Source organism: Caballeronia sp. dw_19, assembly GCF_018449515.1.
Taxonomy (GTDB): domain Bacteria; phylum Pseudomonadota; class Gammaproteobacteria; order Burkholderiales; family Burkholderiaceae; genus Caballeronia.
The window spans coordinates 248,995-275,240 of record NZ_JAAVUQ010000004.1 but is presented as its reverse complement, the minus strand read 5'-3'; the positions used below and the strand labels follow the sequence as shown (position 1 = coordinate 275,240).

Below are 26,246 nucleotides of genomic sequence, written 5' to 3'. Positions count from 1 at the left end.
CGGTCGATGCCAGTGAACAGTCTCAAAGGCTAGCACCCGGGCCTGCAAAGGTTAAATATCAAATGAAGATAACCATATCGATCGCGCATGGGTGGCGCTCTGCAACGAGGCTTGGTTTTTCCTAAGCGCTTATCGATTCAAACGAAAACGTCCCTAGCGCCGTCCGGACCTCATCCAGCGTTTGTTGCGTGACAGCCTTGGCGCGCTGCGTGCCCTCCCTAAGCACACTAAAGACGTATTGCGGATCCTGGGCGAATCGTTCCCGCCGTTCCCGTATGGGGGCGATCAGCGCCTGCAGCTTATCTTCCAGTCGATGCTTGAGCGCCATGTCGCCGAGCCCTCCTGCGCGATACGCCGCCTTCAGGCGTTCCACCTCGGCGCGGTCGTCGTCGAATACGTCCAGATACGTAAAGACCATGTTGCCCTCCACGGTCCCTGGATCAGACGCGCGCAGATGGGCCGGATCGGTGTACATGCGTTTTACCGCTTCGCGTATGGCGTCGGGCGAGGATGAAAGCGCAATCGAGTTGTTCTGCGATTTGCTCATCTTGGCTTTGCCGTCGACGCCGGGGAGGCGGCCCATCGCCGGGATCAATGCCTCGGCTTCCGGCAGAACATCGACGCCCGCTTGCCGGTTGATGCGGCGAACGATTTCGTTGGTCTGTTCAATCAACGGAGCCTGGTCCTCTCCCACCGGAACGAAATGCGCTTTGAACCCGGTGATATCGGCGGCTTGCGCCACGGGATAACATAAAAAGCCTGCCGGAATATCGCGCCCGAAACCGCGGGCTTGAATCTCTTCCTTGATAGTCGGGTTACGTTCAAGGCGCGCGACGGTGACAAAGTTCAGGTAAAGCAGGGTCAATTCGGCGAGGGCCGGCAGAGCTGACTGCACGGCGATGGTGCTCTTGTCCGGATCAATGCCGACAGCCAGATAATCCAGCGCCACTTCCAGTACGTTACGACGCACTTTCTCCGGATCATGAGCGTTGTCGGTCATGGCCTGGGTATCGGCGACGAGGAGGTATTGCGTATGTGTTTCCTGAAGCTCTAGCCGGGTTTTCAGCGAGCCAACATAATGGCCCAGATGCAGCGGCCCGGTCGGGCGGTCACCGGTCAGGACGGTGAGGCGCGGTGCGGAAGGCGGAGTGTCGTGCATATCGTGCATATCGTGCATAAACGGGTTCTCTTGGAGAACCACCGCAGGACGAGCGAACCGGGAGATGAAGCCATGTCGGCCGGACTGCGGCGGTCATGGTCATTAAAAAAGACGTGACAACGCCGCTCCTTCAGGAGCGGCACCAGGTATGAGCAGTAGCGGGATTGATCGCGGGCATGACGTAAGAATGCCATAGAGCAGGGATTGCTGACAACGCCCGACTCCCAGCTAAGTGGTCGGCCTGCTGTCATCGGACTGTCACACGCGGACAATACGGTGAGCGGCGTCGGCATTGCGTCGGCGCGGCCATCGAGAGTGCTTGAGCGGTCTTTGTCAGGCAGCGCATGCGAACAATACAATTCAAACAATCGCTCTATGATCTACGAATACATTCTTCCCCTGATAGCGGCTTTGTCGTGCGGCATTGCCATCGGTCTGGAAAGACAGATGCGGCAGCGAACCGCAGGCCTGCGCACCATCACCCTGGTGACCAGCGGCGCCTGCTTGTTTGTGATCCTTGGCGCCATGACCGGGAACGGAACCACGACCGTGACGCAAATTGCGGCGTATGTGGTATCCGGCGTGGGATTCCTGGGCGGCGGCGTCATCATGCGCGAACAGGGCGCAATCCAGGGGATCAATACGGCGGCCACCTTGTGGTGCTCGGCGGCCGTCGGCGTTCTTTGCGGGGCATCGCACTATGGACCCGCCATCGCGGGAACCCTGGTGATCCTGTTCACGAATACCGTACTGCGTGAAATCGGGCGCGCAATCAATACTGCGCCGGTGGCTTCCGCAGACCTCGTGCGCAAATACGTACTGACGGTAGTCTGCCGCGCGGAAGATGAGGTGAATATCCGGGCGTTGATCACCAACTCTATGGTGTCCGCGCCGCTGTCGTTCCAGGGACTTAGCAGCACAGATCTCGACGACGATTCGCGGCGAGTGGAAGTGATCGCAACGCTCGAAACACATCCGAAATATCAATCAAAGGTTGAAGCCGTCGCGAGCCGGCTCAGTATGGACAAGGGCGTATCGAGCGTTAGCTGGGCGGCGCTCGATACCGTACCCGTGCCTGACTGACAATGCGTCACGGCCCATCGGCATGATCCGCGTGTCCGCGCGCGCGAGGCATGGCATGGGTTTTGAAAGGATGCATCGGTAGTATCCGGGACAGCGATGCTTGCGCGGACTCATGCCGACATGGCCTGCGGGTTCGACCCGCCGGGCGCGATGAGCGAATGGGTGCATCATCAGGCATTGCTTCACCCCATTAAAGGTCGCAGATGAGTACTTACGTGTTGTTGGCTTGCGGGTTCGGGACTGGATTCGCGATTGCCATCTGGGGAATATTCGACGCATTGAAGCATTCCCGACGGGAATCGCAAGAGCATGATGACCACGCGGGTGATAGATCCAGGCAGTAACCTGAACACCAGCGGGAACCGGTGGCGTTTTTAATAGCTTGGCCGAGTGCCGCCTTATAGCCGCGCCGCAATTTTTCGAAGCGACGTTCGAACGCCGCCCGGAATCGCATCAAAAAAAGCGAACGGTCCGTGTGCCGGCTTACCGCCTTTCAACGGCATTTCATCAGGGACATCTTGATGACCGAGACGCCGTTCAGGGACTGCAATTCAATACGTTCGATATCTTCAACCAGTTTCTATCTTCGAATGCAGGGATGTACAAGATGACGATCTTGTCATCTGGGCGTCAGCTTCGAGTCAGTGCCCGCCGCGCAGAATGAAGTTGCTTACCGTCGCTTACCGGACGATGGAGCGCGGCTTCATTCATTGAGAGTGAAGCCACTTTTCAAAGAGGCTACTCATTATGAAAGCACTGATCTGCACAACACTTGCTTTGGTCCTGGCTGCTCCCGCCGTCTCATTTGCCCAAACCACCGATCAACCCGTCACACGTGCCGAGGTGCGCGCTGATCTCATCCAGCTCGAGAGCGCGGGATGGCGCCCAACCTCACCGCAGGCAGCCTATCCGAATGATATCCAGACTGCCGAAGCACGCGTGCATTCGGGTGATACCGCCAGCGGTTACGGTGGAGCAACGGAGAATGGAACGTCAATGTCGCAGCCGCCGACGAGCGGAACTGCGGTCGCGCCGGTGTCCAACGGTCAGTGATTCGTACGGTAGTGTAGCTACTGCAGGCCGGCGGCTTTGCTTTGTTAACCGTAGTGCGCCTAGCTCGAAAATAGCCCGTCGCTCAGTGCCGCTAAGCGGGCACTCGCGCGAATGAGGGACGTTGCGCGGACGCTGACAGAAACAATGGCGAAGATAACGGTATTGAGCGCAGCATTGAGCGGCTAAGCGCCGGACTAACCAACGTCCGGCGCTTAGCCGCTGCATCGGCTTGGCGCCAAGTCAGTCAATCAACCTATCAGATGCGCTGTCCTTGCTCGCAGTCCTCGCCATTGACCTCCGCTTGCAATGCGCGCACGCGCGCCGGCAGGAAAGGATGGATCAGCAGTTGGTAAGCGCCGCCGCCAATCACGCCGCCTATCAACGGAGCGACCACGGGAATCCACCAGTAGTTGTCCGGTGAAGGCAGCGCGGACGAACCCCAGCCCGCAAAGTACGCAAATAAACGCGGGCCAAGATCGCGGGCCGGATTCATTGCCCAGGCTTCCAGATAGCCCATCGATGACCCGAGGATTGCCACCAGGAACCCGATCATGAGCGCACCCGCATTTGCCTGGGGCGCCATTTCGTTGAACTGCTCGGTGATGGCGAAAATACCGAACAAAAGGAACGCCGTCAGGATGACTTCATCGGAGAACGCGTGCATGGGGGTGATGGCCAGGCCCGGATGCGTGAAGAACACGCCCGCTGCGCCGCCGTCCGCCCGTGACAGATGATGAACCAGGTTGTAATGGTCGATCACCGGCCCGAACAGCGCATAAACAATGACGGCGCCCAGCATGCCGCCAACGAGTTGCGCTACCCAGTAGGGCAACACTTTCTTCCACGAGAAACCGCGGAAGAGTGCAAGAGCGAGCGTTACCGCGGGATTGGCATGAGTGCCCGAAATGGAGCCGGTCACATAGATAGCCAGCGTCACCGCCAGGCCCCACGACATGCAGACACCCCAGTAAGCATTCACATACGGGCTGGGATCGTATAGCACATACATGCACGCCACTGAATCACCGAACGCGATGATGATGAGGACGGCGATGGCCTCGGATATAAGTTCGCCGACAAATTGCCTGCCGGTAGGTTTCGCAATAGTTAGTGACACGAAAAGGATTCCTAAAAGAATAACTGCGTTGCGGTCAAGAAGGCCGGGATGACGTGACCGAGGCTCACGTTGAACGCAGGTTCAACGTGAGTTCAACCTGGAACTCAGGTAGCGTCGGCCCACGCCTTGGCGGCATTTACCGCACGTTGCCAGCCGTGCATATGGCGCTTGACCTCGTCCACCGCAATATCCGGCGAGAAACGACGGTCCAGCTTCCATTGGCTTTGCAGTTCATTCACGTCTTTCCAGTAACCGACTGCCAGCCCGGCCAGATACGCCGCGCCCAGCGCAGTGGTCTCGCTGACCTGCGGACGGACTACGTCCACGCCCAGCATGTCGGCCTGGAATTGCATCAGCAGGTCATTGGCGACCGCACCGCCGTCCACGCGCAATTCGCCAATGCGGATGCCGGAGTCGGCTTCCATGGCCCTCAACACATCGATTGATTGAAAGGCGATGCTTTCGAGCGCCGCCCGTGCAATGTGGCCGGAGGTCGTGCCACGTGTCACGCCGAACAGCGTGCCGCGTGCGCGTGCATTCCAGTGGGGCGCACCCAGGCCGGCAAAGGCGGGCACCATATAGACGCCGTCGCTATGCGGCACGCTGCGCGCAAGCGCTTCGATTTCATTCGCACTCTTGATGATGCCAAGTCCGTCGCGAATCCATTGCACGACAGCGCCGCCGATAAAAATACTGCCTTCCAGCGCATAGTTGACCTGATCGCCGATCTGCCATGCAATGGTGGTGACCAGGTTGTTGCGCGATTCGATCGGCTTGTCGCCCGTGTTCATGACGAGGAAACAACCGGTGCCGTAAGTGTTTTTCACCATGCCGGACTTCGTGCACATCTGGCCGAAGAGGGCGGCGTGCTGGTCACCTGCAATGCCGGAAAGGGGAATCTTCGAGGCGAATACCGTGGTCTTGGTCGGGCCGTACACCTCCGAGGAGGCCCGCACTTCGGGCAGCATGCTGCGCGGAATATCGAGCGCGTCGAGCAGTTCGTCATCCCACTTGAGCGTGTGGATATTGAAGAGCATGGTGCGCGACGCGTTGGTGACGTCGGTGATATGCAAGCTGTGTTTCGTGAAATTCCAGACGAGCCAGCTATCGACCGTACCGAAGGCAAGACGTCCTTGCTTCGCTTTCTCGCGGGCGCCTTCAACATTGTCGAGTATCCAGCGGATCTTGGTCGCGGAGAAGTACGAATCAATAGGCAAGCCCGTTTTGGCACGGACCTTTTCTTCCAGCCCCTGCGCCTTCAACTGGTCGCAGAAGTCGGCGGTGCGGCGGTCTTGCCAGACAATGGCGTTATAGATTGGCTGGCCGGTTTCGCGATCCCAGACAATGGTGGTCTCACGCTGATTGGTAATGCCGATAGCGGCTATGGATGCACCGTTCAGGCCCGCGCGGGTGACGGCTTCGGCGGCTACGCCAGCCTGGGTCGACCAGATTTCCTGCGGGTCGTGCTCGACCCAGCCCGGTTGTGGATAGATCTGGCCAAATTCCTTTTGCGCGACTGACACTACGTTGCCCTGGCGATCGAACACCATTGCGCGTGAACTCGTCGTGCCCTGGTCGAGCGCGAGGATGTATTGCTCCTGCATTGTCTTCTCCACTGGTTTTTAAATGGACCGCCGCTTCGTGCATGATGCCTCGCGACGTTGCTGATTTCTTGTTTTGACTGCGGTTTCGGTGAGACTGAAGTTTCTACGAAAATTACATTTTGATTGCGACGTTAAATCCGGCTAGCGGCTTTATGCGGTTGAATAAGGGCCGCCTAACAGGCGGGATGAAGGCGTGGGTTCATTCGCTGACCACCGCGCTATTTCATTGAATGCCGGACGCTTTGCCTGTGCCGCGGGGTTTCCTGGCGGCGATCCCCTTTCGCGTCATATCGCCAGATTTCATCCGCGCGAGCCGTCGTTGATCGATCCGGTGCGCGACACCGACGAGTGGAAAACGAACTCGATTTGTTCGCAAAGGAACACCGTCAGGTCGGGTTCCACCATATCGCACGCGATGCCAGCTCGGCCAATATCTCGTTTGATGACCAGTACATCAGCCATTGTGTCTCGATTCACGCTAGTCGCTCGTATCAATTAAGAAAATCTATCGAACCGATAATGTTCGAATTCGAATGCTAATGAACAAAATCGAAAATGTAAAGGCGCATTTGTGACGCGCGCCGGAGGTGTGGGCAGGCGCATCGGAGTTAGTAGAAAACCTCGAAACGGTGCCGGTAAAAATGTTTGAAAGTTCGAAAGAGAACGGACACGACAGGCAATAGCGCCCGCAATGGGGGTGATTCCGCACGCGGAGGTTTGAACGTCCTGATAGCCCGGTTTCACCTGCTGCAAGCCGAGTGCCGGCTCGCAGGTCTGCTACGGAATCGCGATGTTTGTACGGGCTCAAAGGCATCTGGCAATCCGGCAACAATTTACCGATGCAGGTAGAGTGAAACACCCCGACCAAAAAGTTCGCCGCGGTCGATGCAACGTCGAAAAAAATAGAGGCCAACCATGCGGGTCGCCAGACAGGTCACCAAGCTTATTCGGGTTGTCGTCGTGGTCGCGTTCGCGCCCTTCGGGTTGTTATCGACATTTGCACATGCAAGTGCGATAGAAGAACAGCTCGATTGCAAATCGACGGGCCACGTGTTCATCAGCGCGCTGATGCAGAGTGGCGAGATACAACTCAAGCCCATGCATGTCGAGAAGAATTCAATCAACGCGTTCCGGCCTGTGCGGGGCGTGAAGCTGACGGCGTTCGATTTCCCGGTCTTTGTAGTGCTGGGCTATGAGAAGGACGATCCGCTCTTCAAGCCGGGCAAGGGCGATCCCGTTGCGGACTGGGCATACGGCGTGGTGGTGACAGGAGCGTCGGACGACGTCAGGGACCGCCTGCGTCAAACGGGCAGCGCCGCTATCGTTCACGAAGTCACACCGGTGATGACGGCAATTCTTTGTAAGGCCAATTGAAGGGCGAAAACGCAAGGCGCGCCTAAGACCCTAGCTTAAGGCCCTATTAAGGCCCTATTAAGGCCCCATTAAGGTCCCACTAAGGCTCAAGTGCATTGAGTGGCTACGGGACCGCGATCACCACTCAATGCCACGCGGGTTCTTTACTCTGCCGCCGCTGGCAGCCTTGCGTTTTCGATGCGCAGGGTGAGGCGGGCGATGGCAAATGCCACCAACGCGGAGAGTGCGATTGCGACCACCATTGGCTTTGGCGCGCCGTCGGCGAACAGGCCGGACACGGCCATCACAGCAGCGCCCACGACAAACTGCAATGCACCCATCAGCGCCGAAGCCGTACCCGCAATTGTCCCATGACTCTCAAGCGACAACACCGCGGAAGTGGGCAAGACAAGCCCCAGGAAACCATATCCGATAAACAGGAAAACCATCATCAGCGCGAGGCTGTCGGCACCCGCCAAAAACAGCACCGCTACGATGCTCATCGAGATCGCGAAGCCGGTAACCGCTACGCGAATGACGCGCGGCAGACCGTACTTGGCTGCCAGGCGCGCAGTCAACTGGCTGAAGCCGAAAAACGCCGCCGCGTTCAGCGCGAAGCACAGGCTGAACGTGGTGGGCGACAAGCCATAGTGGTTGATGATCACGAACGAGGCGCTTGCCAGGTAGATGAAAAATGACGACACGCCGAACGCGCCGACAAAGGTGAGGCCAAGGAACGTCGGATCACTAAGTAACTTGCGATACCCCGCGAACGCGCTTGCCCACGAGCTATCGGCACGATGATGGATTTCCCGCGTCTCCTTCAACTGCGTAGCCGCAAGCACGAGCGCAAGTCCGCCCGCTACGGTCAGCGCCCAGAAGACACCGCGCCAGCCGAACGCCGCAATGATGAAGCTGCCGGTCAGCGGCGCCAATAGCGGAGAAACGCTCACGACAAGCATCAGCAGCGACATGAGCCGGGTGGCATCGTGACCGGTATGAAGGTCACGCACGATGGCGCGCGGAACGACCATGCCGGCACACGCACCCAACGCCTGGAGCACGCGAAAACCGATCAGCACGTGCACGTCCGGCGCAAAGGCGCAGCCCACGCTGCCGATGGTAAAAATCGCGAGGCCGACATAGATCGGCATCTTGCGGCCGAAGATATCCGAGAGCGGCCCGTACACGAGCTGGCAGACCCCGAGCGTGATAAAAAACACCATGAGGCTCATCTGCACCTCGGCCGGAGTGGCATGCAGCGCTCCCCCGATAGAAGGCAGGGCGGGCAGGTACATGTCGATGGCAAACGGGCCTACGGCGGTAATCAGGCCCAGCACAATGGCAAGTTTAAGAAAGCGTCGTGTCATCATTTTTCGGTAGGAAAGAGTAGCGGCATGGTAATCGAAGTCATGCCGGGTCAGAATGCTCTCCTCGTGGTTGAGGGGAATTAACCGGAATGAAATGGGGCGCGATACGGCGCGTCCATAGGCGCATTGCCGGATCGTGGCCCTATATGCACGACGAACGACGCATTGGGAAATCGACATCGACATCGACCGGCTTGACCATTCCGATATTCACCAGGACGCCACGCTCCAACGTGGGTTTCTCTATAGGGGAAAGAGAGTCAGGCGGCACGGTGCCGCGTACAGCGGCTAAAAGCAAACAATGGCGCATCAGGGCGCGGGTTTGAAATGAGATCCCGGCGTTAAGTGGACGCGAACTCTGCATCTGCCGTTCATGTTGTGCACTATAGTGAAATCCACGCTGGCGTGCTCGGATGACCAAGAAGACTATGCGCCAGCGCAGGGGACGACCGGAAGGTCCTTGACATGCATAACCTCGCCTTCTGGTCCCGTTCAATAAACATGGCGTCCAGCGCCATCGTCACGAACAACAAGGAGCGAGATTAATGTTTCAAGCACATCCACTATCCTGCCCATGCTGCGGTGATCCAGCCACCCGCGTGCTGACCCGTCGCCGTTTCCTGGCCCTCGCAGCCGAGGGCGCCGCGGCACTCGCGTTGCTGCCGCATTCGGCCTACGCCGACACCGATACGACCCGGACTATTGCCTACGACTCGGTCCCTAATCCACTGCATTTGCCGCGCGATACCTATTTCGGCGAATGTTCGGGGGTCGCGCTGAACTCCAAAGGCCATATCTTCGTGCTCTCGCGGGGCAATACGAGCGGCCCGGCTTACGGTGCCGCAGCGGCTCAGTTGCTTGAGTTCGCACCGAATGGTCGGTTCGTCCGCGAGATTGGCCGCAACCTCTATGCCTGGTCTTTCGCGCATATGGTCAAGGTCGATCGCGAGGACAATATCTGGGTGACGGACAAGGGCTCGGACATGGTGATCAAGTTCACGCCCGACGGACGCGTAGCGATGGTCTTCGGCCGCAAGCAAGAGGCGGCCGATGAGGAGACCGGTCCGCTCAAGCATCCGAATCCGCCGCTGCCCGCGGAGCCGGGACGCTTCCGCCAGGTGACCGACGTGGCTTGGGACGCCGCCGGCAACAGCTATATCAGCGACGGGTATATCAACTCACGCGTGGCCAAGCTCGACAAGGACGGTAACTGGCTGAAGTCATGGGGCGAGCGCGGCACCGGACCCGGACAGTTCCACACGCCGCATAGCATCGCGCTTGATGCCAAGGGGAGCGTCTATGTAGCCGACCGAAGCAACCAGCGCATCCAGGTGTTCGACGGGGAAGGCAATTTCCAGCGCCAGTTCACTATCGATGTGCCGGTGCCTCCCGGCGCGCGGCCAGCGATTGGTTATGCGCCCGATGAGGCAGCCATAGCCGCCGGCACGTTTGCACCCGGCTCGCCGTGGGCCATCTGCATCTCGCCGGGACCGAACCAGGTGCTGTACAGCTCAGATGCCTTCCCCGGGCGCATCTACAAACTGTCGCTTGAGGGCGAGGTGCTGGGGGTACTCGGCGAATCGGGCAAGCAACTCAAGCAGTTCGGCTGGATTCACCAGATGGCTTGTCCATCGGAGAACGTGCTGTTCGTTGCCGAACTCCTGAACTGGCGCGTACAGAAGCTCGTGCTGCACGCGTGACGCTCGCATTAAAACGGATTTGATTGAGTCACCGGAGTGGCGGGCTGACGCTCGCCACTTTAGCCTTATCAGGCGTCGTTAGCGGCTTTAAACAACTGCACGCCCTTTAGCAAACCCAACCCGCTCTCGGCGATATCCACTATACAAATCCCGGATAGTGCCTGAGAAGCGTTATTCCAAGCGGATCAAAGGCTAAGCGCCGGACACGCACGCCTGCGCCTAGGGGTTGCCCCGCATAGTCGACGCTGATCTCCCCCCACTAGTATCCCCGCCGCAGAGCCAAGCAACAGAGCGCGTGCACGCTATAGCTGGAGTTCTTCCGCCGCGCAAAAACCAGCCCGCCCTGATGGCCGTCATCCGTCACCCGATGTCAACGAAAGAGGAGGGGGAACAGGGAGCAGACCGCAGCTTCCCGAGTTTCGAACACCTGGCGTTTTCAACGTAAGTGCGAGCTTTTAGGATCGGATATGCCGGACTAAACTGAGTAACTCGACCAAGCCAGCGGCATGCCTGATGGTGCTGTCGATTAGTGAATCTTCGTCAGCCCCGGCCCTTTTTGTGCACTAAGCGATCAAGCAGTCAGCAACCTCGTGTCGTTCGGCACGCCCGGTGACGACGTAACAAAACACATAAGGAAGAGACATGAGCAGGAGTCCGTCAGTCGACGTTCAGACATTCATCAATGAACACCCGTTCGGCGGGTTTCAATGGCTGATTTTTGTAATGTGCTTTGTCATCGTCCTGCTGGACGGATTCGACACGGCCGCTATCGGGTTCATCGCCCCGTCACTGATCACCGAGTGGAATATCAGCAGGCCTGCGCTTGCTCCGGTCCTGAGCGCCGCGTTGTTCGGACTGGCGTTCGGTGCGCTCCTCGCCGGTCCGCTTTCCGACCGCCTGGGACGGCGCGTGCTTCTGATTACATCGGTCGTGATCTTCGGTGTCGCCTGCCTGGCTTCCGCTTTCTCCGGCGACCTGACGCACTTGACGATACTGCGCTTCATCACGGGACTCGGACTAGGCGCAGCCATGCCGAATGCGGTGACGATCATGAGCGAGTTCTGTCCGGATCGCCGACGCGCAACCCTGATCAACCTGATGTTCTGCGGTTTCCCGCTCGGGGCGGCGTTCGGCGGGTTTCTCGCGGCGTGGATGATTCCCGCTTTCGGATGGCGCAGCGTTCTGGTGTTGGGCGGCGTGACTCCGCTGTTGCTGGCGGTCGTGCTGCTCATTGCGCTTCCGGAGTCGGTGCGTTACCGGGTTGCCCATGCGCATCCCGTTGAAAAGATTCGCGCAACGCTTGGCCGTATCGGTCGCAGCGCCGCCAACGCCGCTTCATTCGTGATGACGGAACAGGCTCAGGCCGTGCCTGGAAAAAGTGGTATCCGGTTGGTGCTGTCGCGGGAGTACATCGTTGGGTCGGTGATGCTTTGGCTGACCTATTTCATGGGACTCGTCATCTTCTATGCATCGATCAACTGGATGCCAATTCTGCTGAAGGAAGCGGGTTTGAGTCCGCAGCGCGCCACGCTGATTTCCGCGCTGTTCCCGCTTGGCGGGGTGGGCGCCGTTCTATGCGGCGTCCTGATGGACCGGTTCAATCCGAACCGCATCATTGGGGCATGCTATGCATTGACCGCCATCAGCGTGTATTGCATTGGTCACGCGGTCGGCAATATCACCTTGCTGATAGTCGTCGTTTTTGCAGCAGGCGTACTGATGAACACGGCACAGTCGTCCATGCCCGCACTGGCGGCTGCGTTCTATCCGACCCAGGGGCGCGGTACCGGCGTTGCATGGATGCTCGGCATTGGCCGGTTCGGCGGCATAGCGGGCTCGTTCCTGGTCGCTGAACTGACCCGGCAGCACTTCAGTTTCGAAAACATCTTCGCTGTAGTGGCGGTGCCCGGCGTGGTCGCATGCATTGCGTTGCTGATCAAGCAAGCCGTTCAACCTCGATCCGCAAGCGTCAAGGTCAGCGACATAGGAACGGTTTCGCACTAGTCGCGCAGTAGTCTTCGCGATGACATGCGAAAAAAAAGCCCGCACCTCTCTCGAAGGCGCGGGTTAAAGCTTACGGAGTGTCGCCGCCAGGAGGAGGAGAACCTGGCAGCGACGTAACCAAGCATAAGCGGTTCCGTCTGAAACAGGTTTTTCCTCATATATCGATTCCTTACGGACCTGTCCCAGAGGCCTTGCCCGGGAACGTGCTTAACGATTGGTATTAATCGGGAACAGTTTTAAATAACAACCTGCGCTTTCGCAGACCACGGCAGACCGGGCGATTAACGGATCAGGGGATCGCCTTGCGGGCTCGGAACTCATCGAAGAGACGAAGGAACATTGCGGTGCTGTCCACTACGTCGTGGAAACCCGCCTGGCGAATCTTCGTCGTGCTGGTGATCACGTCCCAGTCGCAGCGGAAGATGAAGTCACCAAAGCCCCATGCCGCCACGTGCTCATACGGCACTGGCGCGAGCCCGTATTTGGCCGTCATGCGCTCCCACAGCGGGCCTTTGTCGGCCATGTAAGCGCTCAGGTTCAGCGTCTGCGGTTCCGCTAGCGGCATGTCGAAATAGTCGGCAATGGCAGGCCACAACTGGTTCCATCGGAACAGATCGCTGTTCGTGAGGTTGTAGCTCTCGCCACCGGGCGCCTCGGCGCGGCCCATACGGATCCACGCGCGAGCTGTGCGGCGTCGGTGACCTGCGCGAGCTTGCCATAGCACTCTGCCGTGCCAGGAAAGCGCAACGGCAGGCCGAGCTCCTTGCTGATCGATGCGTACACGGCGATCAGCATGGAAAGGTTCATCGGATTGCCGAGCGCAAACCCGCACACCACGTCGGGGCGCAGTACTGTTGCATCCCAGCGCTTGCCCTCGGTCTCGGCGAGCAGCCAGTCCTGCATGTCGTAGTAAAAATCGGGCGGCATGTGACGCGGATCGTCCTCGCGCGCCGGTGTGGTGAAGCTGCCCAGATGCGCGCCGTAGTACTTAGCACCTTGATACAGCACAACCCGCTGCAATGCTGGCGATGCGGCCTGCACTGTGTTCACGAGGTGACGCAGCATGCCCAGATTGGCATCGATCAGCGCTTGCGGCGTGGGCTTTTCCTGATAAGCCGCATGGAAGATGTGGGTGATATCGGTGAGGCCGCCCAGCTTCGCCTGGACATCGGCGGGGTCCAGCAGATCGACCGCGATGTAAGAGGCGGTTGTCTCGCCACCGGGCACGCGCCGCGACAGGCCGATCACTTCCCACTCCGGCAAGGTGGCCAGATGTTCCACCAGTTGCAGGCCGATGACGCCAAGGCCACCGGCGACCAGTGCTTTGTATTTCGTGCTCATGGTGTTGGTTCCTGTATTGTCAGTCGACGAGTCACGCGATTGCGCCGCCACCGTCCACGAGCACGGTGGACCCCGTTGCATATGGCGTGCTCGCTAGATAGACGATAGCGTTAGCGACGTCTTCCGGCTGGCCAACACGTTTCGCGGGCAAGCGGGCAGCGGCGCCCTCGAACATGCTTTGACGAGCCTGCTCGTCGAGCCTCGACCAAAGCGGCGTCGCGATCAACCCGGGCGACACCGTGTTCACCCGCACCGGCGACAACTCCAGCGCGAGGCCACGGGCCAGTGCTTCCAGCGCAGCGTTGATCGCGCCTTGCAACACCGAGCTCTTGCTTGGACGCACGCTGAGGAAACCGGAGACCAGTGTCAGTGAGCCGCCTTCGGTAATCTTCACCTCGCGCGCCACGCGATACGCGCCCCAGAACTTGCTGTTCATGGCGGCATAGGCATCGCTGAGCGCCAGTTCGCGCACAGGGCCGCCGGGTGTTTGCGCGGCAGAGATCACAACGTGATCGAAGCGTCCGGCCTTGGCGAAAAAGGCCTCCACGGAAGCTTCGTCGGTTGTGTCGATCACAGCGGTGCGCCCATGTGCGCCAATGTCTGCCGCAACGGCGTCCAGCTTCTCCTGACTGCGCGAGGCGATGGTGACGCTGCTGGACAGCGGATGCTGCGGTCTGGCGGGATCATTTGGTTTTCATCCCGAGCATATCGTCATTGCAGATAGCGCGGGCGAGCAGGCTCTTTTCCCGGCGATAAGACAAGCGAGCGAAGACACAATCGTGCTGACCAATGGCTTCAGTTGCCGTGAGCAAATCCGCCACGGCACGCGCCGTGAAGCGATGCACCTGACGGAGTTGCTTGCGCTGGCCTGCCAGGGCTGATCCCCTTCAGCCTCGCGATATGGCGCCGCCTTTGAGTTCGGAGCTCGCGTTTGAAGTTCGCGCCTGCTGCGCTTGCATCCTGAGTTCAAGCAAGCGATTGGTCGCGATCGATCCGGCCACCGCGCACAACATGGGCACGATGAAATCGTGATCCACACGTGTGAACTCGACCATGAGAACGAGCGCGGTAATTGGCATTTTCATCGACGAAGCGAGAAAGGCCGTGGCCCCGACAATCGCGAAAGCACCCATGGGCGTACCCGGCCACATCAATGTCCAGATCCCGCCCAGCACGATAGCGAGCAGCGCGCCGTTAGACATGCCGGGAGTGAGCAGGCCGCCTTGGGCGCCCGCGCGCAGGCTGCTGGCGGTTATGGCTACCTTGATGACCAGCAGCGTTGCTGCAAGGCCGATGGTCAGCTCATTGCTGAAGCCCAGTTGCGCGGGTGTCTTGCCGTTGCCGAGGATCTGCGGGAACGACACCGCGAGCAAGCCGATGATCAGGAAGTTGATGAGCGATAAAAGCGGCAGCGTCCATCCCTTCGGTGCGGCCGCGCGGGCTTTCGTTGTCAACTGGACGAACGCGAATGCGGCGACGCCAAATACGGGACCGGTGACAATAGACCACGTCACGAGGTTCGCGCTCAAGCCAAAGTGCGGCACGACGTATTGTGATTCGTCGCCGAGGCCGAGCCACGCGACCACGGCCGCGATGACCGAGGTGACCAGCGCGGGAATCACGACACGCAGCTCGAACGACCGGAGCAATACTTCGAGAACAAAGATCGCTCCGCCAAACGGAACGTTGTACACGGCGGCGAGCCCGGCGCCTGCCCCGCACGCCACCATCAAGCGGGTCTGCTCGACGGTGAGGCCGGCGTAATGCGACAGCCATCCTGCAAGCAAGGAGCCGATCTCGCGGGGCGCAACTTCGCGGCCGAGCGGCGAGCCCAGCGCAACGGTGATGATCTGAAGCAGCGCATGCGCGGTCGTGGTGACGGGAGGCATGCGCGGGTCGTCGGATGCAACGGCCTTCTTGATGCTGATCAGCGGCCGCCCATAGCGATAGATGATGAACCAGCCGCAGCCTGCAATGAGACCGCAGAGCACGAGCACGGCGACGCGCCGGCTAGCCGATGCCGCCACGACGCCCTCATAGAAGCTCTCATGCCCGACCAGATGCGTGATGCTGTAGCCGTACGCGACGTGCTGGAGAAAATGCAGGAGGAGCGCCAACGCCATGCCGCCCAGGCCGGCGCCGATCCCGGTAAGGACGGTGACCACCGCGAATCGGATCAGTGGGCTGCCGGGAACGCCAGGGCGAGGTGGTTGAGCGAGCATCGAAGAATGTTGGCGATATGAAAGGGGTGATCGATTGAGCAGCCTTGCGCTCATCGGTTAAGCGTAATCAAAAAACTTCAATTAGCGTGAACCCGAATCTACCGCTTGAGGAATTAGACGTCAAATTCATTTATTTTTTTCATTAATGTAGTTTGCGCATGATTCTCACGAGGCCCCTGCCGTGCACCTATTGATCACGATCAGCTTTGCGCCGGCCCCTTGAGCCGTTCAAGAAGCGAACTGATCAGATCGATCGGCATGGGGAAAATGATGGTCGAATTCTTGTCACCGGCTATGGTGGTCAGTGTTTGCAGATAGCGCAGTTGCATGGCTTGCGGCGCTTGGGCGAGCATTTGCGCGGCCTGCAGCAGCTTTTCCGACGCCTGCAATTCGCCCTCTGCATGGATGATCTTCGCGCGCCGTTCGCGCTCGGCTTCAGCTTGCCGTGCGATGGCGCGCACCATGGTCTCGTTCAAGTCGACGTCCTTGATTTCGACATTCGATACCTTGATGCCCCATGCATCGGTCTGCGAATCAAGTACCTTTTGAATGTCCATGTTGAGGCGCTCGCGCTCTGCCAGCAGCTCGTCGAGTTCATGCTTGCCGAGGATCGCGCGCAAGGTCGTCTGCGACAACTGGCTGGTTGCTTCGAAGAAACGGGCGACCTGGATTACAGCCTTCTCCGGATCGACCACGCGAAAGTAGACCACCGCATTCACCTTCACCGACACGTTGTCGCGAGTGATCACGTCTTGCGGCGGCACGTCGAAGACGACGGTGCGCAGATCCATTCTCACGACTTGCTGCACCGCCGGAATGATGAGGACAAGGCCCGGCCCCTTGACCTTCCAGAAGCGGCCGAGCATGAAGACGACACCGCGCTCGTATTCGCGAAAAATGCGGATTGACGAGAACACGATAAGGATGACCAGCGCCAGCAAGACGCCGCTGAAGCCAAACGTGAATCCGACCATCATTATTCTCCTTGTTTTACTTCGTCCAGCCGCGCCACGCTCAGCATCAGGCCATGACGCCCGAGCACCCGCACTCGCTCTCCGCGTGCGAGCAGTGCAGGCGCTTCGTGGCAAGATTCGTGGCAAGACACACGCCATCGTTCGCCGTGCACGCGAGCCCAGCCGCTGTCGCTTGGCGCCACGTCTTCCAGCATCTCGCCGATGCTGCCGAGCATTGCTTCCGCTCCGCTTACCACGGGTCGCCGACGTGCCCGCAGCGCGATGCTCGACACAACGAACACGAACAGCGCGGTGGCAATAGTCAGGCCGGCCACAAGCGCCACCGGAATGCCGTAGCCGGGAGCATCGGTACGGAACAGCATGAGCGCGCCCATGGCAAAGGCGACGATGCCGCCGAAGCCGAGCGTGCCGAACGTGGGCAGGAAAATCTCGGCAATGAGAAAGGCGATGCCGAGCAGGATCAAGCCCAGCCCGGCGAAGTCGACGGGCAGCAATTGCAATGCAAACAGGCCCAGCATCAGGCTGATTGCGCCTGCAACACCGGGTAACGCGAGACCGGGATTCGCGAACTCGAAGAACAGGCCGTACATGCCGATCGTAATGAGAATGAGCGCAACGCTCGGATCGGTAATGGTCGCTAGAAAGCGGCTGCGCCAGTCGGGCTGGATCGTCATGACAACCGCGCCGGATGTGGCGAGGACATGATCGCCCGTGATCGTGTGCACATGCCTGCCGTTCAGCTTCGCAAGCAGATCGGGTACGTCGGACGCGTTCAGGTCGATCACGTTCTGCGCAAGCGCTTCGCTCGCCGACAGGCTGACCGCTTCGCGTACCGCGCGTTCGGCCCACTGCACATTGCGGCCGCGCAGTTGCGCGAGGCCACGTATGTAGGCCGCTGCATCCTGGACTTGCTTGGTGGTTTCGGTCGATGCCGCGTTCATGCCGGCAGACGCCGATGCACCCGCGTCTGTCTTGGCCTGTCCCGGCTCAGGCTCAGTGGACCCGCCTGCACCGATACGAATAGGCGTAGCGGCGCCGAGGTTGGTGCCGGGCGCCATCGCGGCTATGTGGCTTGCATAGACAATGTATGTGCCGGCGCTGGCCGCCCGCGCCCCGCCCGGCGCAATGAACGCAGCAATGGGAACGGGCGATGCGAGGATTGCCTTGATGATCGAGCGCATCGACTGGTCGAGTCCGCCGGGCGTATCGATCTCGAGCACGGCCAGTTGAGCGCGTTCTTCAGCCGCCCGGGCAAGCGCGCGAACGACGAAGTCGGCGCTAGCCGGACCGACAGCGCCGTTAAGCGGAATGACCACGACAACCGGGCTTGCGGCTGCGGCGCTGCAGAGCACCAGCCCCGCGAAAAGGGCCACCGCTTTGCGCAATAGTAAGGCCGCTGTGCCGGAAAGCGCGCGCACGGCATCCGGGTGAAACAAGCAAGACGAATAGCGTTCCATCACGATAAGAGCCGCGTTTGCAGACAGTGTGACGCAGGCTCAACAAGGGTTGCCTGACATTAAGCTTATGCCAAATTGAGCACATGCCAAGTGTGTCCGCTCTAAGGATTTCCACGATAAAGCCGCAGCGGCCACTTAGTGGTATCAGGCACGGGCAAAGGCGTCGTCGTTTACCTCCGCCGATTGTTTCTGGTTGCGTGCGATGCCGGAATATTTTCACGGCTTCGATCGTTTAATCCATATACCGCGCCCCAAGCGGTGCAAGCACGCGCTATGCGTCAATCGACGCTGGCGTAACGGGGCGTGCACGGGTCCACGCAGGAGATGATGATGCGTCAGTTACTTCGGTTGGGAATAATGCTTGCTGTCCTGGGTTTCGCTGCGCCCGCGCTTGCGCAAACGTACGACGATGCAGCCGGTGCAGATGTTGATTACGGCGCCAATTGCCGTGCCGTAGCGGGACAAGCGGATGTTGATGGATCGACGCAGCAAGTCGTGGGGCGCGCGTGCCTGCAAAGCGATGGAACCTGGCAGATCGTCGAGAGCCCAGATGGCAGCATGCTTGTGTACCCGGTCGCGTACTACCCGTATCCCGATCCATGGTATTGGGGGCCGCCGCTGTTCATTGGCGGAGGCGTGAGCTTTATTTTCGTCGATCGCTTCCACCACTTTTCCCACTTCAACCATTTTCATCAAATGGGTCATATGCACGTTGGCGCATCGATGGGCTTCGGCTTTCGTGGCGGACCATCGCGATTTGGGGGGGGCATGCACGCGTTCTCGGGAGGCCACCGGCGCTAGATCAAGCGCTTGGCTTGAGAAATGAGGGTATTGAATTTTTTAAATAACGCGTTCGGCGAGCAGGCGGTGTTCGAATGACCCATTGCTGACAATATGGATCCGCGCGCTCATTGCAGGGCGACCGCAGGCAATTTCGATTCATCCAGCACGGCGACTCCGCAGAACCAGTCGCCTCCATGCACGTCGTATTTCCAATGCATATTGGATTTCATCGCCGACCTGCAGTTATCGAGCGAAATCATACCGGGCTCGGCAACGGTGCATTGACCTATCGCAATCGTGGATTCCGGCAACACACGCTCTGAGGCTGTGCGAACAGGCGAGGGCTTCGAGATGGATTGCAGGTCATCGACCAATTGCTGAAGTTCTCCAATACGGCCGGAATACCAGGTCGTGAGGCACGTTTCATCCGTGCAATGCGTTTCTCGCCAAGTCCATTTGGCATCGCTGTCCGCACGGAATGAACGTTTATCCGCAACTGCGCGGCGTGCTTTCCAATACAGCTTTCCGAGTTCATCGTCGAGCTTCGATAAATCCGGGTTGTGGCAAATCAGCTTTTCAGTTGCCGAGTGACCGAGGTTGCAATCGAAGCTGGTGGCGTGAGCCACAAGCGGACTACCTAATAGAATCACGGAGATCAGGGTGGTCTTGAAGAGGGTCATCGTTATCGCTGGAAGAATGGGCCTTTCATCCATATTCGACTGGATTCGATACCTGGAATGCAAAGAAAAGAACGGCGGTTCGGTCTGTACTTACCAAATATTTCCAGTTGAACCAGACTGTTGTTAAACGAGCACGTAAACGGCTGACCAGCGGGTTTTTTGAAAGCGGCGTGAGGTACGCTAGGGACGATCCGATGGCGAAGCTGGCGGATAAAGGAGGGCACGACCGGCGCTGGTTGAGCGTTTTACTTAGAGCTTACGGTCAGTCTGACCGCTAGCTGCGCATAGGCCACGTGGGGTCACCCCATTGAATGTGCGGTAAGCCGGGGTAAGGCGTCTGGGAAATATTGCGGTCATTCTCTAATGCTCACAGGCCGGTACGCGCGATCATTCCGTATCGAAGGGTAAGTTTGGCGAGTGATCGGGCATCCGCGGCGAGCCCTGGCGCTAGCGATGCAACAGGGTTCGATAGCCTGGAGCGAGCCGCGCAGATTGTCATTGTCATCGAGGGTACGGCGCTCAAGGCCAATGACCGGATTGAATCTGACGGCCTGAGCCGCTCGCCTGGGTAATCAAGGTGCTGTGTGAAAGAAATCAAGGATCTGATCAGTGCATTGGTGGAGCGCGTACGTGTAGGCCGAAGCTGACGGTGTTCTGGCTTCTCCCTTCGCTAGTTCCAAAACATGGCTCATCGGAGTTGGCTTATGTTGAAAACGGTCGCAGCCTCTTTATTGCGTCCTGGCATGTTCCTGCACAGTCTGGATCGGCGCTGGCTCGATCACCCATTCTGGAAGAACTCGTTTTTGCTCACCGTTATCGATATCGAAAAAATCGTCGCAAGCGGAATTACGTCCATTGTGATCGATACGGATCGAGGTCTGTCGTGCTCTGAGGACTGCCAGGGCGAACCGGTTGACCCGTTCGACGCAGGCAGCTCGGCCGCGCAGACGGGGGACGATCAGCTATTCGTTACGGCGCGCACGCAACTGCCGCGAAGACCGGTAGGCGAGGAAATCAAGCACGCAAAGCGTCTGTTTGAATCAGCCTCCAATGAGATGAAGGTGGTGTTTCAGCAAGCCCGCATGGGAAGAGCTGTGTCTGGCACCAGCATGATGCCGCTGGTGCAGAGCATTGCCGCGTCCGTTATTCGCAACCCGTACGCATTGACCAGCGTGGCGCGCCTGAAGCACCACGACGGCTACACGTATATGCATTCCGTTGCCGTGTGTGCGCTGATGACGGCGCTGGCGCGCGAACTCGAGCTTGACGAGCAAGGTGTGCTGGAAGCTGGCGTGGCCGGTTTGCTGCATGACCTGGGCAAGGCGCTTATGCCGCTGGCCGTGCTGAACAAGCCCGGGAAGCTGAGTGTGGAAGAGTACGAGGTCGCCAAGAAACACTCCTACGACGGCTGGCTCATGCTGCAGTCAGCCGACGTCAGTGCCGGGGTGCTGGAGGTCGCTCTGCACCACCACGAAAAGGTCAATGGCCGTGGATATCCCCACGGGCTCAAGGATAAAGCCATTCCCCTGCTGGCCCGGATGGGTGCGGTCTGCGACGTGTACGACGCAGTGACATCCGAGCGGCCATACAAATCATCCTGGCATCCGACTCAGGCCCTTCGCAGCATGGCGTCGTGGGAGGGGCAGTTCGACAAGACCATTCTCGCGGCGTTCATCAGCACGTTGGGCATCTACCCGGTGGGCTCACTGGTTCGGCTTGAATCGGGCTTTCTTGCTGTCGTGCTCGATCAAGGCAGCAGGTCTATCCTCGCGCCGACAGTAAAGACGTTCTTCTCATGCAAGTCGAATCAACCGGTCTTCCCTCAGATAGTAGACCTGAAGAAATTAAAGGGCGCTGACCGGATAGTGGCCATTGAAGACCCCAAACAGTGGAACCTTCCGCAACTAAACGACCTCTGGTTGAATCAGGTCGGCCCTTTTGCGTAGGCCACGCAGGGTGCGTCATGGGTCTTTGCATCGTGTTGACAGATGTACCCGGGTTGCCCCGGGTTAGCTTAAGCGGACTATCCAGCCGCCGTAGTTTCAGCTTGATTGTGTCCCGCCGAAATTCCATTCGCATCAGGCTCTGAATCACGTACGACCGATTGCCCCAGCGCGGCGCGAAAAGACCGGCTAAGGGCTTGTTGCGTTCGCGCACCCGTCCAGGTAATGCCCGGTAAGCAGATGGCATCTACAGCCCGTAATTGCCGAAATGCCCCTCTTCAAAGCGCTCTAACCTCTCTATGCGTGCATGGCGTCTTCTGCGTTGACTCCTTCAAATGCACATCAGGGCCATGACGGGAAACTGCGTCAGGTGCCCCGGAGTTCTGGCCGGTCCAAACCGCAGCAACGACTGTCGAGGGAGAAAATATTGCGGCGCTTCATTTTCATCGCGATGCTCTTTTGCATACTCAATCTTCAAGCTTGCGCCAGTTCGGTGGAAACGTTTGCCCTGGGCGGAATCGTGGGTGCCGTGGCGGGCGTATCGGCCATCGCCTGTGCGGTCGGATGTAAATGACTAGCGCCAGGAAGCGCACAGGTGTTCGCGACGTTCCCAGCCGGAATGCATCAATCGTGCGGCACACCGCCGAGCATGCGAGTCAGGCGCTGGGGAATGTCACTCACTTTCCCTCGTCACCGGAGCCGGTTGGCTCGCTGGCGGATCACGGCGTCATGCCGGTCATGCAGCGAACAAGGGCAGCCGAGCTTTCACATGGGTTGAGCGAAACAATGATCGAGCGGCTTCTTAAGTGTAACGACGTTGTATTGCTGATGGAATGTGATCAAAGGGTACGTCGCGTTCCTTATCGCGGCAAGCAACGCAGGAGCGATGTACTGCGCTTTCTGAGAATAGCGGGACCACAGGTACGGGCGCTTGTCTACAGCCACCAAGCTGAAGACGGCCCTGTCTGGATCGACGTCATGTCGGGTGAAATCTCCGTCCAGTAACAGAGCGCTGGCATCTGCCTGCATTCTCGTGTTTCGTGCCACTTTCGGACCCGATGGAACGTAGTGTTGATTAGCGTCGCTTTAACTGCGGTAAGGACACGTTGTTAATGATTCTGTATTTTATGAACCAACGAGACGCCATAAAGTATCTCGTTGAAATCCGGCTTGACGCGTTAGCCAAGCCGAGCTCGAGAGTCATTGTTAAGACGCATTTGCATGAAAGTCCCGGTGTTGAAGGTATCGACCGCGTTCTTCTTGACGTAAGGGCTGCCCGCATTGCGTATTTCGTGGAATGCGGTTCGACGGTGGGAGATCGGATCGTGTTTATTACCTGAATGCTGCGCCCCGATGATCGCGGGGACGCCGGCCTCTTGATACGTCGCTCATGATACGTCGCTCATGATACGTCGATCATGCCGCTTCGAATCGCCACTCCTCAAAGCTTCTTGACTCCCCGGTCTGGATGTCGACCCATAACATTTCCCCGTCGGATGTGTGGCTGAAGACCAGCGCGCGAACCTCGCGCTGACTATCCAGGAATCCCAGCAAGGCACGCAGCGTGTGTTTGCCCCGATATCGAATTGCACGGCTTGATACACCTTGACCGCTAACCAGCATGATGGGGTTGATGCGCACTTTGCAAGCAATCTCGCCGGTCGTGGAAAAATTCATTTCATCCTCCAAGTACGTTCAATACTTAGTGATAACGTCAGCGATTCGAACAACCTTAGGTTTCGAAATAACCGGTAAGGGAATTTTCTAAAGGACGTTATTTGCCTAGGAAAATGAGCCATGAATTGGCGGATAACCTGGTCGAATTCTTTGCATTCAACGTCCAAAAAATACACTGTTTACAAGCTGATTCCTAAACTGAAAGCAACGCATTTATCACCGAATATTTCATTGTCGTGCCGGTAGCGCTTAGTCCATAAGACTGCCGGATATCTCGCTGGCTCCAGCTTCTTACTCAGACTTTCCAACACTACAGATTCCTGCATGCCAGGTCGATATGACGTCTGGGAGAATGAATTCGTACACTCGCCACTCAAGCATATGCAGCACTGCGAACCTGATCCGGGAAGCACTGCCACCCCCCCTCTACGCAGCCGATTCGGCATCACTGAACAACCAACCGGGAGACACCATGGCACTCGATTCCAGCATGTCAATTTCATCTTCGGATTTTCCCAACAGCACGGCCAAGCCGTCGTCCAATGTGACCAGCAGCGCGCTTCCCGAGCGGCCGCCGTCGGCGATATCGTCAGGAAGCGGCGATGCCCTGATGGCGGCGCTAAAACTTACGCTGCAACGCATGGGGATCGACCCGAGCGGGTTTGCGTCGGCCAGTAATGGCTCTACGGACACTGATTCCTTTTCGGGCAACTCGGGCACTACCGCCGAATCCCAGGCGCGCGGGGAGGCGGACAAAAGCGCAGGCAAGCAATTCCTGGTGGCGCTGTATCAGGCGCTTGTCTTGCAGCACGCGCTCAATGCGTCCGATCAGCAAGAGGGTGATGTTGCGCTAACGGACCAGGTCACATCGGCCTATGTCGATCTCGGCTCTTCCATAGAAGAGCTTGCGAAGACTGTCCGGGCGACCTCCGTGGACCAGGATACTGTAGTCGACACCTGGGACTGGCAGCTTGACGACCCCGTTGGGTCCACGGCCGGCAGTGATGATAGTGCGAACGATAGCACCACGATTGCTGGCGCTGTCAGCACGCTCAACAACGCATGGCAATCCTATGTGGCACCTGACGTTAATGCGGAGGAGGTGCCGTTAGCGGATGTTCTGGATGGTTTGGGCGAAGAGACCAAGGGCGTTAGATGGAATCCGATCGGACTGGTAGTCGACGTGAAGATATAGGTTTGCCGGTGCCGAATGATCATTGGCAGCGCAGGTCGGCAGCGCGTATTAATTGTGGTTGAGACCGTATGGTAAGTGCTGGTAAGGAGTCTAGAAAAAGCGGTGATCTTTCATTAATCAACGCTAGCCGTTAAGCGCGATCATTCGATGTCGAAAGAGAGTTCTAGCGACCTGGCGTGCGTTCAAGTATGCGTTCAAGTCCGCCTTGAGGCTACCTTGACGCTGCCTCGATCCCTTCATCTTTATTGAAAGCGAGCCTGATCATGAATGTTAACAGCCGTAGCCCTGCAGAACGTATTGCGCCGACACCCATGCGCCCGACTGGCGGTAACTCAGGTAGCGCGGCCGGCAAGAGCGCTAAGACCGATTCGCTATCGCTGCCGATTGAGCCAGCGACTTCCCCAGCGCTACCGTCGACCGGCTCGGTTGGCACACGCATCAACACCAGCGTCTGAAAGGGTAGCGGTCTTATTTATGTTCAATTTGCAGTCTTACAAACGTTGCGTGCGGCTGGTGGCATGCATGATGGCGAGCGTGGTCATATTGCCAATGGAGGGTTGCGCGGTGGCCGCACTGCCGTGCCGCCTGGTGTCGGCCACGCTCAAGATCGTGCCGGCCGTGGGTCATGCCGCCGCCGCGCCGTTTGACACATGCGCCGACGCAATCGATTGACAATGACCGGCTCGCCGCTCCACATGACGAGCGGGTGAGCACGGCTTAGGGCTTAGCGGCAAGTCAGCAATCCAGACGCGGGCCACTATTTCATCGTGCCACGCATGGCCAAGAACCTTGATCTCGCGAACCATTAAAAAATGAACTCGTTAAAGTTTGTGATTCTGGCTAGCGGTATGGCGTCGTTAGCTGGATGTTCAGGCGGCTCGAATTCTATCGTCGATATGCCGACGTTCGCGCCAGTCGTAGTCTCAAGTCCGTTGAATATTGAAACCGGGGGCGCGATCTTCCAGGGCGGCAACACGCTGGCCCTATACGAAACGCCTCGCGCGCAACACGTGGGCGACGTATTGACGATTCGCCTCTCGGAGTCCTACTCGGCTAATAACAGCGGCGACGCGTCAGCTGACCGTTCGAGCGACATCAGCGCGCAAGCTGCCGATCAGTCTAGCGGCGCGGCGGCGCGACTGGCCAAGCTGTTTAACATAGGGTCCGCGAGCACGACTTTCAAAGGGCAGGGGGCTGTGTCGAATACGACCGGGATGACCGGGACGCTGGCGGTGTCGGTTATCGCCACTCTGCCGACCGGGAATCTTGTGGTTGCAGGGGACAAGATCATTGCGATGAACCAGAACCGCGATCGCCTGCGGTTGTCGGGCATAGTGAATCCTAAGGACATCGAGGCTGGAAACTACATATCGTCAAGCAAAGTTGCCAACGCGCGTATTGAACAGGCAGGTGTCGGCATGCTCGCCGACGCAACTACGGTAGGCTGGCTGCAGCGAATGTTTCTTAGCGTGCTGACGTTCTGATCCCGCGAGGGTAGCGGTCGGGGCTGGGGCCACGTTGCTGGTGCCGG

General features: G+C 58.6%; 25 protein-coding genes. 12 read left to right on the top strand and 13 right to left on the bottom strand.

Annotation, left to right across the window (positions count from 1 at the left end):
* Positions 1-121: 121 nt before the first annotated feature.
* Entirely contained in the window at positions 122-1,159 is a 1,038-nt protein-coding gene (gene trpS, locus HB376_RS07975) for a tryptophan--tRNA ligase (protein WP_213762871.1), read from the bottom strand.
* Between the two features lie 375 nt (positions 1,160-1,534).
* Between trpS and HB376_RS07970 the strand changes: the two genes are divergently transcribed.
* On the top strand, positions 1,535-2,242 hold the full coding sequence (locus HB376_RS07970) for an MgtC/SapB family protein (RefSeq protein WP_213762870.1): 708 nt from the start codon (positions 1,535-1,537) through the stop codon (positions 2,240-2,242).
* 747 nt (positions 2,243-2,989) lie between these two features.
* Positions 2,990-3,295 (top strand): DUF4148 domain-containing protein, encoded by a 306-nt coding sequence (locus tag HB376_RS07965; RefSeq protein WP_213762869.1) that lies wholly within the window; start codon positions 2,990-2,992, stop codon positions 3,293-3,295.
* 256 nt (positions 3,296-3,551) lie between these two features.
* Here the strand turns inward: HB376_RS07965 and HB376_RS07960 are convergent, their stop codons facing one another.
* The 3 genes from HB376_RS07960 to HB376_RS07950 form a co-directional block, all read right to left on the bottom strand.
* Entirely contained in the window at positions 3,552-4,412 is an 861-nt protein-coding gene (locus HB376_RS07960) for an MIP/aquaporin family protein (RefSeq protein WP_213762868.1), read from the bottom strand.
* Positions 4,413-4,516: 104 nt separating this feature from the next.
* Positions 4,517-6,016, bottom strand: a complete 1,500-nt coding sequence (gene glpK, locus HB376_RS07955; RefSeq protein WP_213762867.1) for a glycerol kinase GlpK — start codon at positions 6,014-6,016, stop codon at positions 4,517-4,519.
* Between the two features lie 300 nt (positions 6,017-6,316).
* The gene (locus HB376_RS07950; protein WP_213762866.1) at positions 6,317-6,478 is read right to left on the bottom strand and encodes a hypothetical protein; all 162 of its coding nucleotides are present in this window, start codon (positions 6,476-6,478) and stop codon (positions 6,317-6,319) included.
* 453 nt (positions 6,479-6,931) lie between these two features.
* Here HB376_RS07950 and HB376_RS07945 point away from each other — a divergent pair, with 453 nt between their 5' ends.
* A complete protein-coding gene (locus HB376_RS07945) occupies positions 6,932-7,390 on the top strand; it encodes a hypothetical protein (protein WP_255631220.1) in 459 nt (152 codons plus the stop codon).
* Positions 7,391-7,533: 143 nt separating this feature from the next.
* Here the strand turns inward: HB376_RS07945 and HB376_RS07940 are convergent, their stop codons facing one another.
* The gene (locus tag HB376_RS07940) at positions 7,534-8,739 is read right to left on the bottom strand and encodes a multidrug effflux MFS transporter (protein ID WP_213762865.1); all 1,206 of its coding nucleotides are present in this window, start codon (positions 8,737-8,739) and stop codon (positions 7,534-7,536) included.
* 545 nt (positions 8,740-9,284) lie between these two features.
* On the opposite strand from HB376_RS07940, the gene HB376_RS07935 reads away from it, so the two are divergent.
* Together HB376_RS07935 and HB376_RS07930 are read left to right on the top strand one after the other, a co-directional pair.
* Positions 9,285-10,439, top strand: coding sequence for a peptidyl-alpha-hydroxyglycine alpha-amidating lyase family protein (locus HB376_RS07935; protein WP_213762864.1), 1,155 nt, complete (start codon positions 9,285-9,287; stop codon positions 10,437-10,439).
* Positions 10,440-11,081: 642 nt separating this feature from the next.
* Positions 11,082-12,443: an MFS transporter gene (locus tag HB376_RS07930; protein ID WP_213762863.1), complete on the top strand. Its 1,362-nt coding sequence runs from the start codon at positions 11,082-11,084 to the stop codon at positions 12,441-12,443.
* A gap of 289 nt (positions 12,444-12,732) precedes the next feature.
* Here the strand turns inward: HB376_RS07930 and HB376_RS40840 are convergent, their stop codons facing one another.
* From HB376_RS40840 to HB376_RS07920, 3 genes are read right to left on the bottom strand one after another with little or no spacing between them, the layout of a single operon-like run.
* Positions 12,733-13,008: a hypothetical protein gene (locus HB376_RS40840; RefSeq protein WP_255631219.1), complete on the bottom strand. Its 276-nt coding sequence runs from the start codon at positions 13,006-13,008 to the stop codon at positions 12,733-12,735.
* On the bottom strand, positions 12,999-13,784 hold the full coding sequence (locus HB376_RS07925) for an SDR family oxidoreductase (protein WP_255631218.1): 786 nt from the start codon (positions 13,782-13,784) through the stop codon (positions 12,999-13,001). The genes HB376_RS40840 and HB376_RS07925 overlap by 10 nt, the downstream gene beginning before the upstream one ends.
* A 31-nt stretch (positions 13,785-13,815) precedes the next feature.
* A complete protein-coding gene (locus tag HB376_RS07920; RefSeq protein WP_213763059.1) occupies positions 13,816-14,445 on the bottom strand; it encodes an SDR family oxidoreductase in 630 nt (209 codons plus the stop codon).
* Between HB376_RS07920 and HB376_RS07915 the strand changes: the two genes are divergently transcribed.
* Positions 14,426-14,665: a hypothetical protein gene (locus tag HB376_RS07915; RefSeq protein WP_213762862.1), complete on the top strand. Its 240-nt coding sequence runs from the start codon at positions 14,426-14,428 to the stop codon at positions 14,663-14,665. The genes HB376_RS07920 and HB376_RS07915 overlap by 20 nt on opposite strands.
* Before the next feature lie 6 nt (positions 14,666-14,671).
* Here HB376_RS07915 and HB376_RS07910 read toward each other — a convergent pair whose 3' ends face one another.
* From HB376_RS07910 to HB376_RS07900, 3 genes are all read right to left on the bottom strand, one after another.
* The gene (locus HB376_RS07910) at positions 14,672-16,006 is read right to left on the bottom strand and encodes a chloride channel protein (protein WP_213762861.1); all 1,335 of its coding nucleotides are present in this window, start codon (positions 16,004-16,006) and stop codon (positions 14,672-14,674) included.
* Between the two features lie 200 nt (positions 16,007-16,206).
* Positions 16,207-16,980 (bottom strand): slipin family protein, encoded by a 774-nt coding sequence (locus HB376_RS07905; protein WP_213763055.1) that lies wholly within the window; start codon positions 16,978-16,980, stop codon positions 16,207-16,209.
* A 2-nt stretch (positions 16,981-16,982) separates the two neighbouring features.
* Complete coding sequence (locus tag HB376_RS07900; protein ID WP_213763057.1) at positions 16,983-18,437, bottom strand: nodulation protein NfeD; 1,455 nt, start codon at positions 18,435-18,437, stop codon at positions 16,983-16,985.
* A gap of 330 nt (positions 18,438-18,767) precedes the next feature.
* On the opposite strand from HB376_RS07900, the gene HB376_RS40835 reads away from it, so the two are divergent.
* Complete coding sequence (locus tag HB376_RS40835) at positions 18,768-19,238, top strand: hypothetical protein (protein ID WP_255631217.1); 471 nt, start codon at positions 18,768-18,770, stop codon at positions 19,236-19,238.
* Between the two features lie 107 nt (positions 19,239-19,345).
* Here HB376_RS40835 and HB376_RS07890 read toward each other — a convergent pair whose 3' ends face one another.
* Positions 19,346-19,900 (bottom strand): hypothetical protein, encoded by a 555-nt coding sequence (locus HB376_RS07890; protein WP_213762859.1) that lies wholly within the window; start codon positions 19,898-19,900, stop codon positions 19,346-19,348.
* A 704-nt stretch (positions 19,901-20,604) separates the two neighbouring features.
* Between HB376_RS07890 and HB376_RS07885 the strand changes: the two genes are divergently transcribed.
* Positions 20,605-21,846, top strand: coding sequence for an HD-GYP domain-containing protein (locus tag HB376_RS07885; RefSeq protein ID WP_213762858.1), 1,242 nt, complete (start codon positions 20,605-20,607; stop codon positions 21,844-21,846).
* 627 nt (positions 21,847-22,473) lie between these two features.
* On the top strand, positions 22,474-22,848 hold the full coding sequence (locus HB376_RS07880) for a hypothetical protein (protein WP_213762857.1): 375 nt from the start codon (positions 22,474-22,476) through the stop codon (positions 22,846-22,848).
* 411 nt (positions 22,849-23,259) lie between these two features.
* Here the strand turns inward: HB376_RS07880 and HB376_RS07875 are convergent, their stop codons facing one another.
* Positions 23,260-23,520, bottom strand: coding sequence for a hypothetical protein (locus tag HB376_RS07875; protein ID WP_213762856.1), 261 nt, complete (start codon positions 23,518-23,520; stop codon positions 23,260-23,262).
* A gap of 472 nt (positions 23,521-23,992) precedes the next feature.
* Between HB376_RS07875 and HB376_RS07870 the strand changes: the two genes are divergently transcribed.
* The 3 genes from HB376_RS07870 (at position 23,993) to HB376_RS07860 (ending at position 26,199) form a co-directional block, all read left to right on the top strand.
* Positions 23,993-24,715, top strand: coding sequence for a hypothetical protein (locus tag HB376_RS07870; protein ID WP_213762855.1), 723 nt, complete (start codon positions 23,993-23,995; stop codon positions 24,713-24,715).
* Positions 24,716-25,237: 522 nt separating this feature from the next.
* Entirely contained in the window at positions 25,238-25,387 is a 150-nt protein-coding gene (locus HB376_RS07865; RefSeq protein ID WP_346730462.1) for a DUF6726 family protein, read from the top strand.
* Between the two features lie 140 nt (positions 25,388-25,527).
* Positions 25,528-26,199 carry a flagellar basal body L-ring protein FlgH gene (locus HB376_RS07860; RefSeq protein ID WP_213762854.1) on the top strand — a complete coding sequence of 224 codons (672 nt, stop codon included), beginning with the start codon at positions 25,528-25,530 and terminating at the stop codon, positions 26,197-26,199.
* Positions 26,200-26,246: the final 47 nt, after the last annotated feature.

Bases quoted from the DNA above. Each gene is read 5' to 3' on its own strand.
- trpS (WP_213762871.1), bottom strand. From the start codon at position 1,159: ATGCACGACACTCCGCCTTCCGCACCGCGCCTCACCGTCCTGACCGGT.
- HB376_RS07970 (WP_213762870.1), top strand. From the start codon at position 1,535: ATGATCTACGAATACATTCTTCCCCTGATAGCGGCTTTGTCGTGCGGC.
- HB376_RS07965 (WP_213762869.1), top strand. From the start codon at position 2,990: ATGAAAGCACTGATCTGCACAACACTTGCTTTGGTCCTGGCTGCTCCC.
- glpK (WP_213762867.1), bottom strand. From the start codon at position 6,016: ATGCAGGAGCAATACATCCTCGCGCTCGACCAGGGCACGACGAGTTCA.
- HB376_RS07950 (WP_213762866.1), bottom strand. From the start codon at position 6,478: ATGGCTGATGTACTGGTCATCAAACGAGATATTGGCCGAGCTGGCATC.
- HB376_RS07945 (WP_255631220.1), top strand. From the start codon at position 6,932: ATGCGGGTCGCCAGACAGGTCACCAAGCTTATTCGGGTTGTCGTCGTG.
- HB376_RS07940 (WP_213762865.1), bottom strand. From the start codon at position 8,739: ATGACACGACGCTTTCTTAAACTTGCCATTGTGCTGGGCCTGATTACC.
- HB376_RS07935 (WP_213762864.1), top strand. From the start codon at position 9,285: ATGTTTCAAGCACATCCACTATCCTGCCCATGCTGCGGTGATCCAGCC.
- HB376_RS07930 (WP_213762863.1), top strand. From the start codon at position 11,082: ATGAGCAGGAGTCCGTCAGTCGACGTTCAGACATTCATCAATGAACAC.
- HB376_RS40840 (WP_255631219.1), bottom strand. From the start codon at position 13,008: ATGCCGCTAGCGGAACCGCAGACGCTGAACCTGAGCGCTTACATGGCC.
- HB376_RS07925 (WP_255631218.1), bottom strand. From the start codon at position 13,784: ATGAGCACGAAATACAAAGCACTGGTCGCCGGTGGCCTTGGCGTCATC.
- HB376_RS07915 (WP_213762862.1), top strand. From the start codon at position 14,426: ATGGTGACGCTGCTGGACAGCGGATGCTGCGGTCTGGCGGGATCATTT.
- HB376_RS07910 (WP_213762861.1), bottom strand. From the start codon at position 16,006: ATGCTCGCTCAACCACCTCGCCCTGGCGTTCCCGGCAGCCCACTGATC.
- HB376_RS07905 (WP_213763055.1), bottom strand. From the start codon at position 16,980: ATGGTCGGATTCACGTTTGGCTTCAGCGGCGTCTTGCTGGCGCTGGTC.
- HB376_RS07900 (WP_213763057.1), bottom strand. From the start codon at position 18,437: ATGGAACGCTATTCGTCTTGCTTGTTTCACCCGGATGCCGTGCGCGCG.
- HB376_RS40835 (WP_255631217.1), top strand. From the start codon at position 18,768: ATGCGTCAGTTACTTCGGTTGGGAATAATGCTTGCTGTCCTGGGTTTC.
- HB376_RS07890 (WP_213762859.1), bottom strand. From the start codon at position 19,900: ATGACCCTCTTCAAGACCACCCTGATCTCCGTGATTCTATTAGGTAGT.
- HB376_RS07885 (WP_213762858.1), top strand. From the start codon at position 20,605: ATGTTGAAAACGGTCGCAGCCTCTTTATTGCGTCCTGGCATGTTCCTG.
- HB376_RS07875 (WP_213762856.1), bottom strand. From the start codon at position 23,520: ATGAATTTTTCCACGACCGGCGAGATTGCTTGCAAAGTGCGCATCAAC.
- HB376_RS07870 (WP_213762855.1), top strand. From the start codon at position 23,993: ATGGCACTCGATTCCAGCATGTCAATTTCATCTTCGGATTTTCCCAAC.
- HB376_RS07865 (WP_346730462.1), top strand. From the start codon at position 25,238: ATGATGGCGAGCGTGGTCATATTGCCAATGGAGGGTTGCGCGGTGGCC.
- HB376_RS07860 (WP_213762854.1), top strand. From the start codon at position 25,528: ATGAACTCGTTAAAGTTTGTGATTCTGGCTAGCGGTATGGCGTCGTTA.